Origin of the sequence: Pseudomonas sp. EL_65y_Pfl1_R83 (genome assembly GCF_963970695.1) — a bacterium.
GTDB classification, from domain to species: domain Bacteria; phylum Pseudomonadota; class Gammaproteobacteria; order Pseudomonadales; family Pseudomonadaceae; genus Aquipseudomonas; species Aquipseudomonas tritici.
The window spans coordinates 460,785-470,838 of sequence record NZ_CAXAQI010000002.1; the positions used below are offsets into that span (position 1 = coordinate 460,785).

Sequence of the window (10,054 nt, forward strand, 5' to 3'; positions counted from 1 at the left end):
CCAAAGGCGGGCCGGGTAACAGCCTAGATTGAGAAATTCTTGCAGCGATGCAGGTATTTTTCATGCTCAGCGACAAGCGTCCTGGGGGTGATTCAAAAGAGGCTGCCTGATTTTCGGACCTACCAGTCCCCCGACATCCCTAATTGGCATAAAAAAATTGTACAGTTAATTGACGCCAATATTTCGCCACCCTATGATCGCCGCAAATTGATGGCACTGTGCCATGTAGAGGGATCTAGCGATGTGGCGTACGTTACGTCGGACCAGGCTCAGCCTGCTGTCCGCTTTTTTTTGCCTGGGCATCGCCGGAGTGGCGCAAGCCGCACCCCTGCAGAATGCACCCGGCGTCACCGACCTGATTCGCGACCGCCAGGACCGCCTGCTCGAAGAGCAACAACGTCGCCTCGAAGAACTCAAGGACCTGCCCGGCAAAGCCGCAGCGCCTGCCAAGCCGGCAGCCGCCGCCGACACGCGCTGCTTTCCCATCAACACCATCGAGCTCACCGGCGCCGACGCGTTGTCCGAAGGTGAGCGCGCCAGTCTGCTCAAATCCTATATCGGCCAATGTCTCGGCGTACCGCAACTCAATGATCTGCTCAAAGTCATCACCGACCACTACCTCGCTAAAGGCTTGGTGACCAGTCGCGCCTACCTGCCGCAACAAAACCTCGCCAGCGGCAACCTCAAGGTACAAGTGGTGGAAGGCCGTCTGGAAGGCATGAAGGGCGCCGAAGGCAGCGGGATAACTGACCGTCAACTGGCCATGAGCTTCCCCGGCAAAACCGGCGAATTGCTCAACTTGCGCGAAATCGAGCAGATGGTCGACCAACTGAACCGCCTGCCGTCGAACCAGGCACAAATGGAATTGGCACCGGGCAAGAACGTCGGCGGCAGCGAAGTGCTGGTCAAGAACACCCCGCAAAAGCCCTGGCGCGTTGGCCTTTCACGCCATAACGGCGGCCAACGCAGCACCGGTGAACAGCAGTGGGGCGTCAGCCTGGACTGGGACAACCCGCTGGGCCTGGCCGATCAACTCTCTTTGCGTGGCGGCCACGATGCGATCAGTGACCACCAGAAAACCTCGCGCAACTCGATGCTCAATTACAACCTGCCCTTCGGCTGGTGGAACCTCAATTACAGCTACAGCGAAACCGAATACCGCGCGCTGGCCCAGGCCAACGACTTCAACTTCAAGCAGTCCGGCGACAGCCAGAACCACCAGTTGCGCCTGGAGCGGGTGGTCCATCGCGACGCCCTGAGCAAAACCTCTCTCAGCACCGGCGTGGCCTACCTGCGCACCAATAACTTCGTCGAAGACAGCAAGCTCGCTTTGAGCAGCAACCGCTTCAGCGAAGCCCAATTCGGCATCAACCATGGCCGACGCATTGGCGGTTCATTCCTCAACATCGACCTGGGCATGCAGGACGGTATCGGTGCGTTCGACGCCCAGGCCAATCACAACCCACGCCCCGGCCAGGCCGATGCGCGCTACCGCAAATACACCGCGACGCTGAGCTACCTGTACCCCTTCAAGCTATGGGGCGAGTCGTTCAGTTTCAGCAGCCTGATGACCGGCCAACGCAGTGAAGACGTGCTGTTCAGCCCGCAGCGCATGAGCCTCGGCGGGCAATCTTCGATTCGCGGCTACAAGGACCAGAGCCTGTCTGGCGACAGCGGCGGCTACTGGCGCAACGACCTGCGCTGGAGCCGCCCGGTGACTCTCGCGTGGTTGCAACCGGTGTTCGCCGAGTACGGCACCAGTCTCGGCTACGACCAAGGCGTGATCAGCCACGGCCGCTACAACGCCGAACAACACGGACGCATGACCAGTAACGCCGTGGAGCTGTTTGCACGCGGCCAGAACGTCGCCGCCACGGTGACCTTCGCACGCTCTTTGGAACGACCGGGGCCCATCACTGAACGTGAAGCGCCGGTTTATTTCCGCATGGATTTCTTCCTTTAAATCTTTACCGCCCCTTGGGCATCGAGACATGACATGGACGTTCGCCAGTTCGCCTTCCTCGCGCGCCAACCTTCTGCAGCCCTGAAAAGCCGTTCCAACTTTTTGGGGTTGCCCAAACGTGGATTAGCGTTGGTGTTGGCCAACGCGATGTTCTGGCAGCCGTTGCTGGCGCAGGCGGACGGAATTGTAGTCAGCGCACCTGGAACCAGCCTGGGGCAGGCGGCGAATGGCGTGCCGATCGTCAATATTGCTGCGCCCAATGGCGGTGGTCTGTCGCATAACCAGTTCAAGGATTACAACGTCGGCCAGCAGGGCGTGATCCTCAACAACGCCACCAGCCGGACCCAGTCCACGCAGTTGGGCGGGATCATCCTCGGCAACTCGAATCTCAAGGGCAATGCCGCAAATGTGATCCTCAACGAGGTGAACGGTGGTAGTCCGAGCCAGTTACGCGGGTTTACCGAAGTGGCGGGGCAGTCGGCCCACGTTATTGTTGCCAACCCCTATGGCATCACCTGCAACGGCTGCGGCTTCATCAACACCCCGCAGGCCACGTTGACCACGGGTAAAGCAGTGATCGAAAACGGCCAGGTCAGCCGCTACCAAGTCGACCAAGGCAGCGTGTCCATCGAAGGCACCGGCCTTAACACCACCAACATCGACAGCTTCGAAATCATCGCCCGCTCAGCCAAGATCAATGCCGAGATCCAGGCCAAGAAGCTGACGATCATCGCGGGTGCCAATGACGTTGATGCCAAGACCCTAAAAGCCACTGCACGGGCCGCCAACCCAGCCAACGCCCCACAATTGGCCATCGACTCCTCGGCCTTGGGCGGCATGTACGCCGGGGCGATCAGGCTGGTCAGCAGCGAAGCCGGTGTCGGGGTAAAACTCGACGGCAAGATGCTCGCCAGTGGCGGCGATATGCAGCTGGATGCCAATGGTCACCTGAGCCTGGCGCAAGCCACGGCGGCCGAAGCGGTTGTCATTAACGCCCAGAGCCTCGATGCCCGAGGTGCGATCTATGGCGGTACTCGAGTCGAAGCAACCACCCAAGGCACACTGACCAACCGCCGTTCCATCGCTGCTCAGGACAGCGTCAAGCTGACCAGCGACGGTCAGCTCGACAACCTCGGCATGGTCGAGGCCGGTGTCACCCCGGAGAACACCCGCAATCAGACCGGTGATGTGAGCCTCACCGCCAAGAACATCGACAACCGTGGCCAGAGCGTCATCGCCAGCCGCGACCTCAAGGTCACTGCCACTGAAACCCTCGATAACCGTGCCGGCACACTCTCGGCCAACACAGATCTGACGCTCAACGCTAAGGACATCGACAATCGCGGCGGGACCCTGACCAGCCAGGGGACGGCCAAAACTACCCTTGGAGGTACGCTCGATAACCGCGACAACGGCACCCTTGCCAGCGGCGGTGAACAAACGCTGAAAGCGACAGCGGTGAAGAACACCAACGGCATCATCAGCAGCCAGGACACGCTTGGCCTGGACGTGGCCAGCCTAGACAATAGCAGCGGCAAAATCACCGCCAAAGGTGCGCTGACCCTGGACGGCACCACCGTCGAAAACGTTAAGGGTCAGATCACCAGCCAGGGCGACATTCTCTCAAGCGCCAAAACCTTCAATCAGCAAGGCGGCAAACTGATCAGCCAAGGCCGGCTCACCCTGACCGCCGACATCATCGACAACAGCCTCGACGGCTACATCGCGTCCGCCAATGCAATGGGCCTCACGGCCCACCAGCAACTGATCAACTCCGGCAAAGGCATCATCAGCACCCAGCAGGGGCTGACCCTCAACGGCGGTGCGGTGGACAACGCCACCGGCAGCCTGCTCAGTCAGAGCGGAATCACCGCGACTCTGAGTGAGGGACTGAACAACCAAGATGGCAGTGTCATCACCCAGACCGGCGAACTCGATATCGATGCCAAGAGTGTCGATAACCGTGGCGGCGTTTTAGCCAGCGTTGCAGGTAAGCTTAAAACCACCCTGGCAACGGTGCTGGATAACGGCAAGTCGTTGACTGTCGTGGGCGACGCGGGGCTGATCCAGGCCGATTCGCTCGACTTGGGTGCGCAACAATCAGTACTCAATAACGGCGGCCAAGTGTCCGCTTTGAGTGGCGATGCACTGATCACCACTGCCACCCTCGACAACCAAGACGGCGCCCTGCTGGCCAAGCAAAAGCTGACGGTTCGTGCTCACGACCTCAACAACATCCAAGGCCGAGCGGCCGCCGACGCCATCGATTTCGGCCTCACTGGCGAGCTGAGCAACCAATCTGGCCTGGTCGAAGGCAGCAGCGGTTTGCTGATCGACGCCGTCTCCATCAACAACCAGAACGGCAAGCTGCGCTCCCTCGGCCAACTAGGCACCGCCAGCGTGGCCAGTCGGCAAATGTTGGACAACCAAAGTGGCATGATCGAGGCCGCCAACCATGACGTGGCCCTGCGCATGGCCAGCTTCAACAACACGGGTGGCAATATCCAGCACGTCGGCACCGGGACCTTTGGAGTCGATCTGGCGAAGTTCAGCAATATCGGCGGAAGCGTTTCCACTGCCGGCACACTGACCGTCGATGCCGCGACCTGGGACAACAGCACCGACGTTCAAGCTGATGTGCTCAACATCACCGTAGGCCAGTTCAATCAGGCAGCCACCGGCAAGCTTGCCGCCAGCCAGAGTTTCACCGGTAAGGGCGACACCTGGACCAATGCCGGGCGCATCACCAGTGGCGGGGCGTTCTCCCTGACCGCTACCAACGTCATCAACACCGGTACCCTCGGTGGTGCCGGCAAGGTTGACCTGAACGCCGAAGCAGTGCGCAACGACCACGGCCTTATCTTCAGCGGCACTGACATGACGCTGCGCTTCAAGAACCTGACCAATTACTACGCCGATATCTACAGCCTGGGCGGCCTGAGCATGATGGCTCGCGACGGCGTGGCACGCAGTGCGTCGTTGGAAAACATCTCAAGCCATATCGAGGCCACCAACGACGTGTTGGTGCGCAGCGACAACGTGATCAACCGCAAGGACGTTTTCAGCACGGTCGATGAGGCCGTGTCAGGCTACCTCAGCGTGACCTGCTACGACTGCGGTGGTGATCACCACAACGTCGACTACGTGGCACACGAAGTCTCCAAAAGTGTGGTGGCGACGGATTCGGCGAGCTCATCGATCCAAAGCGGTGCCAAGCTGACCATTGATGGGTCAAGCGTGCTCAATAAATACAGCACTATGGCCTCGGGCGCGGATCTGCTGATCACTGCCGACAACTTCGCCAACATCGGGGCCACTACCGGCACCAGCACACGCACACGCACATGGAATACAGGTCGCGTTAGCGACGGTACAGATGAGCGCTTCCGCGCCAACTGGATCAACCCCTATAACGCGCAGCCCAATCCAAAGGTACTGCCGGTGGGCGCGCTCAACTCTTTCAACCTAGTGGGTGACACCACCACCGTGACCCCGGGCGATCCGATCGCCTCAGTGATTCAAGCCGGCGGCAACATCAGCATTCAGGCTACCCAGCAGCTGGAAAACAGCAGCATCGTGCAATTCACACCTCCAACGCCCGTCGCGGACAAAGGCGGCGTCACGACCGTGACTAAGCCCGCTGTCGTCGTGCTGAACCCACAACTTCCACCGGACCTGGCACAGCAACAAGTCAACCCGACCATCATGCCGGGCTTCGCTTTGCCAAGCGGTACGAACGGGTTGTTCCACGTTGTCGACAGCGCCGCCGCTGCCAAAAACAGCCAGGACCTTAGCAAGGCCAATATCCAAGGCTCGGACGCCAGTCGCGTGTTCGTTGGTCCAAAATATCTGGTCGAAACCAACTCTGCCTTTACCGACCTCAGACAGTTCATGAGCTCGGACTACCTGCTGGGAAAACTCGGTTACGACCCGGAAACGAGTTGGAAACGCCTGGGTGATGGCCTTTATGAACAGCGCCTGATCCAGCAAGCCGTCACTGCTCGAACGGGCCAACGTTTTATCGCTGGCCAGACTACCGATGAAGGCATGTTCAAGTATTTGATGAACAACGCCATCGCCAGCAAGGAGCAACTCAACCTCTCCGTCGGCGTGACCCTCACCTCCCAACAAGTCGCTGCGCTGACCCACGACATCGTCTGGATGGAAGACCAGGTGGTGAATGGTGAACACGTGTTGGTGCCCGTGTTGTACATGGCCCAGGCGAACAACCGCCTGACGGCGGATGGCGCGCTGATTCAAGGCAAGGATGTGACGCTGATAGCCGGGGCGGACCTGAAGAACTCCGGGACCCTGCGTGCCAGTGAAAATCTGTCGGCAGCAGCAGGCAACAATCTGGTGAACACGCGGCTAGCCGAGGCTGGGGAGAAGCTAAAGCTGGTGGCGGGCAACGACCTGGTGAACATGCAAGGCGGCATCCTCAAGGGCAAGGATGTTGAGCTGAGCACGTTGACTGGGGACATCCGCAATGACCGGACCATCACCACGATTGAAAACAGTGGGAAAGGGTTCAGCTCCAAAATTGCGGTTGTGGATAGCGCCGCGAGCATTGAAGCCGGAAACAACCTGACGATGCATGCCGCGCGGGATCTGCTGAATGTGGGCGGGGCCATTACAGCAGGCAAGAACGCGGAGTTGGGTGCGGGTAACGATGTAGTGATTGCAGCGGCTCGCGAAGAAACTGGCTCTATGCGTCAGGACAAACGGCATTTTTGGGAGCAGAGCCAGACTGTTCAACATGCCAGCGAAGTGAAGGTTGGTGGCGACCTTAATGTGGCGGCAAAGAATGATCTGACGGTGGCTGCCAGCCATCTGAAAGCGGGGGGTGATGTCAGCCTTTCGGGCAACGACGTTAACCTGTTGGCCGCTGCCAATGAGGACTCCAGTGAGTACCGCTACAAGCGCAGCGGCAAAAAAATCAACAAGGAAGAGGATCATGTTCAGCAAAAGGCCGCGACGATTGAGGCAGGAGGTGATGTAACCGTCGCCGCACTCCACGACCTGAACATGGTCTCCAGCAAAATCAAAGCGGGGGACGAAGCCTATCTGGTTGCCGGCAATCAACTGAACTTGCTAGCTGAGCAAAATCGCGATTACTCCCTCTATGACATGAAAAAGAAGGGCGGCTTCGGCAACTTGAAGCTTAAGCACGACGAAGTCACCCAACTGACCCATGTCGGCAGCGAGATCACTTCCGGCGGTGACCTTTTACTCAAAAGTGGTGGCGATCAGCGGTATCAGGTTGCGAAGCTCGACAGCGGTAAGAATCTGACGCTGGACAGTGGCGGCGCGATCACCTTTGAAGGGGTGAAAGACCTCCACGACGAAAGCCACACCAAAACCAACAACAATGCGTTTTGGAACGCCGCCAAGGGTAAAGGCAATACCGACGAGACCCTGCGGCAGACCCAGATGGTGGCCGCCGGCAACATCACCATCAAAGCGGTTGAAGGTCTGAGCATCGATATCAGGCACGTCGATAACCAAACGGTCAGTCAGACCATTGATGCAATGGTTGCGGCTGACCCGCAAATGGCCTGGCTCAAAGAAGCCGAAAAACGCGGAGATGTTGATTGGCGCGTGGTGAAGGAAATCCATGAATCCTTCAAATACAACACCTCAGGTCTGGGGCCAGCGTCGCAACTGATCATCGCCATTCTGATGGCAGCGGTCGTAGGACCGGCCGCGTTGGGCGCGTTAAGTTCGACTCTTGGAACCACGCTGAGTTATGGGCTGAGCGCGGTCGCGTCAGGAGCCGCGACCAACGCGACCGTCAGCTTTATCAACAACGGCGGAAACATCGGCGCCGTCTTCAAGGACATCACCTCCACCGATAGCATGAAAGGGTATGCCGTTTCGTTTGCGACGGCGGGTGTTGCCAAAGGGCTGAACTTCGACCCGGGAGCAATGGCATTTAACACCGAAAGTTTGAAAGTCGTTGCCATGAAGATAACGGCTGACGCGCTGATCAAAACCACGGTGTACGGTGGCAGCTTCAAGGACAACTTAGCTAGTTCAGCCATGGGCGCTGCCGCGAGTATTGGTGGTGCTTACGGTGCGGGGAAAATTGGTGACCTGAATCTGGGGGACGGTTCCCTAGAGAAAATAATTCTTCATGCAGGGCTCGGCGGTTTGCTGGCCGAAGCGATGGGGGGAGACTTTAAGTCAGGTGCCATCGCCGGTGGCGCAAACGAGATACTGATTGGGCTGTTGGGCGATAAGATTTTGCCCAATGATTTGACGCCAGGTACAGAAGAGTACGAACAGGCTAAATCTAATTTGCTGGTCCTCTCTAAAATTGTTGGCGTATTAGGTGCAGCAGCGACGAATGGCGATATTGATATTGCTTCGGCTGTTTCCGAAAACGCGACTCAGTATAACTACCTTGACCATGTGTCCGAAGAGAAACAATTTGAGAAGGATATGGCTTCCTGTGCTAAAGATCCGAAGCTCTGCGAGACTTTGTGGAATAAGGGGGAATACGACCAGGATAGCTTAGCTAATGTTGAGTTTGCAGAGGATATTAACGGTTTCATGCGTGCAAGAGAAACGCGCGATAGAGTTAATGCATCCTTAGACTCTTTGTTGGCGATACCGTGCCAAAATAGTGTGTGCGAAGGCTATAAGAGATTGCTGGTTGAGCGCTCTGTTAATACCCTTATTTATTTGAAAGGGGTGATCGAATCGCAAGCTGCCTCATACGATCGCCTTGGCCAAATGGGTGGCGCAGCCGTTTCAAGAGGAAAAAGCATTGCATCTGTTGAGGGGGCGGCTTCCAATCGTGTTGCGAAGGGTCTAGAGTATTTATCTGGCGGTCCAAAAGGCACCGGTGGTGCTACAGTCGACCGGGATGGACCCGCTGTTCCGCCGGTCTCAAAACCGGTTTCCCCTGCGTCGCAAGCAGATGGTGACTTTGGCTACTTAAACCAGCCGGGGCCAAGTAAGCCAGCGGCATTTTTTGATGCTCACGCTTCAGCTAAGAGTTTTATTAATAATGGTAGAATTAACGCCGTAGATTTACAAAAGTTGGTTCCGCCGGGCACGCCAAATCTATTCAAACCTTCAGCTACTATCACTGATGGTAGCAAGTTTCAGTACACGTTGAATGGCCAGAAGGTCGAGATAAAGTGGCATGCTCCAGATGCGAACGCTGCAACAAATTATGTGGGTTCGAACTCGGGCTCTGGCTGGACCGCGCAAATAAAAATAGGAAATAAACTGCTGGGTCAAGACGGCGTACTCTACCGGAAAGCTTCGAATACAACGCATATACCTGTGGATTTCTAAATATGAAAAATTTTGCGTATTACGCAGCGCTGCCAGATTTCATGACCAGCGAGGAGCTTGAAACGGAGTTTTCCGAGTTGTTGGATGAGTTCGAATCTAAAAAAAACGGTAAGGCGGAGGTTGTAAAGTCATTGGTGCAATTGAGTGATAGGCAGTGGCATACCTATAGCTTGTTAGGCAACAGTCTCAGGGAACGAATTGAACATTGCTTGTTGTCTTTATGGACTGGTCATGATCTGGAACAGGCTGAAGAGGTTATTAGCATTATGGCGAGCTTAGGGCTTGAGGCGATAAATATTTTCCTGGCCTCTCGCTCGCCTAAAGACGTGTCACCGGAAGTTTTTAATGAGATTTCACTCGCGCTATCTGAGTTTGGTGACTCCGTATCAGACCCCTATAGTGGTATGTCCTAAATAGCGGCAACACGGTTGCGAATAACTGCCTACTTTTCTAAGGAATATCAATGTTGAAGTCCCTGCAGCCTGTCATTTCATTTTTGGCGGGCTGTACGAACCACTCATTTATCAATCAAGAGGCCGTCAGCCCGTTCACTACACCTATTGCACATTCACTCGAGCAAGCTATCCAGTTGGCTTCCGGAACGACGTTGTCGGTTGATCGTGTTCTATTTCCAGGGATCTCAGGGTCTGCTAAGGGGTAAATGGGGTCTGACCCCCAATTAGTTTAAATTAGTTTCGAGGCTCGAATGTCCGGGCTGTAACGGTTCACGCGGGGCGAGGCCTCCTGATTAAAGAGGTAAATGGGGTCTAACCCCAATTAGTTCCC

The 10,054-nt window shown here is 56.7% G+C and carries 3 protein-coding genes; all 3 read left to right on the forward strand.

The window, feature by feature from the left end:
• Positions 1-241: 241 nt before the first annotated feature.
• From AACY08_RS04325 to AACY08_RS04335, 3 genes are read left to right on the forward strand one after another with little or no spacing between them, the layout of a single operon-like run.
• The gene (locus AACY08_RS04325; protein WP_339468282.1) at positions 242-1,963 is read left to right on the forward strand and encodes a ShlB/FhaC/HecB family hemolysin secretion/activation protein; all 1,722 of its coding nucleotides are present in this window, start codon (positions 242-244) and stop codon (positions 1,961-1,963) included.
• Between the two features lie 33 nt (positions 1,964-1,996).
• On the forward strand, positions 1,997-9,268 hold the full coding sequence (locus tag AACY08_RS04330; protein WP_339468283.1) for a two-partner secretion domain-containing protein: 7,272 nt from the start codon (positions 1,997-1,999) through the stop codon (positions 9,266-9,268).
• Between the two features lie 2 nt (positions 9,269-9,270).
• Positions 9,271-9,681 carry a hypothetical protein gene (locus AACY08_RS04335; protein WP_339468284.1) on the forward strand — a complete coding sequence of 137 codons (411 nt, stop codon included), beginning with the start codon at positions 9,271-9,273 and terminating at the stop codon, positions 9,679-9,681.
• Positions 9,682-10,054: the final 373 nt, after the last annotated feature.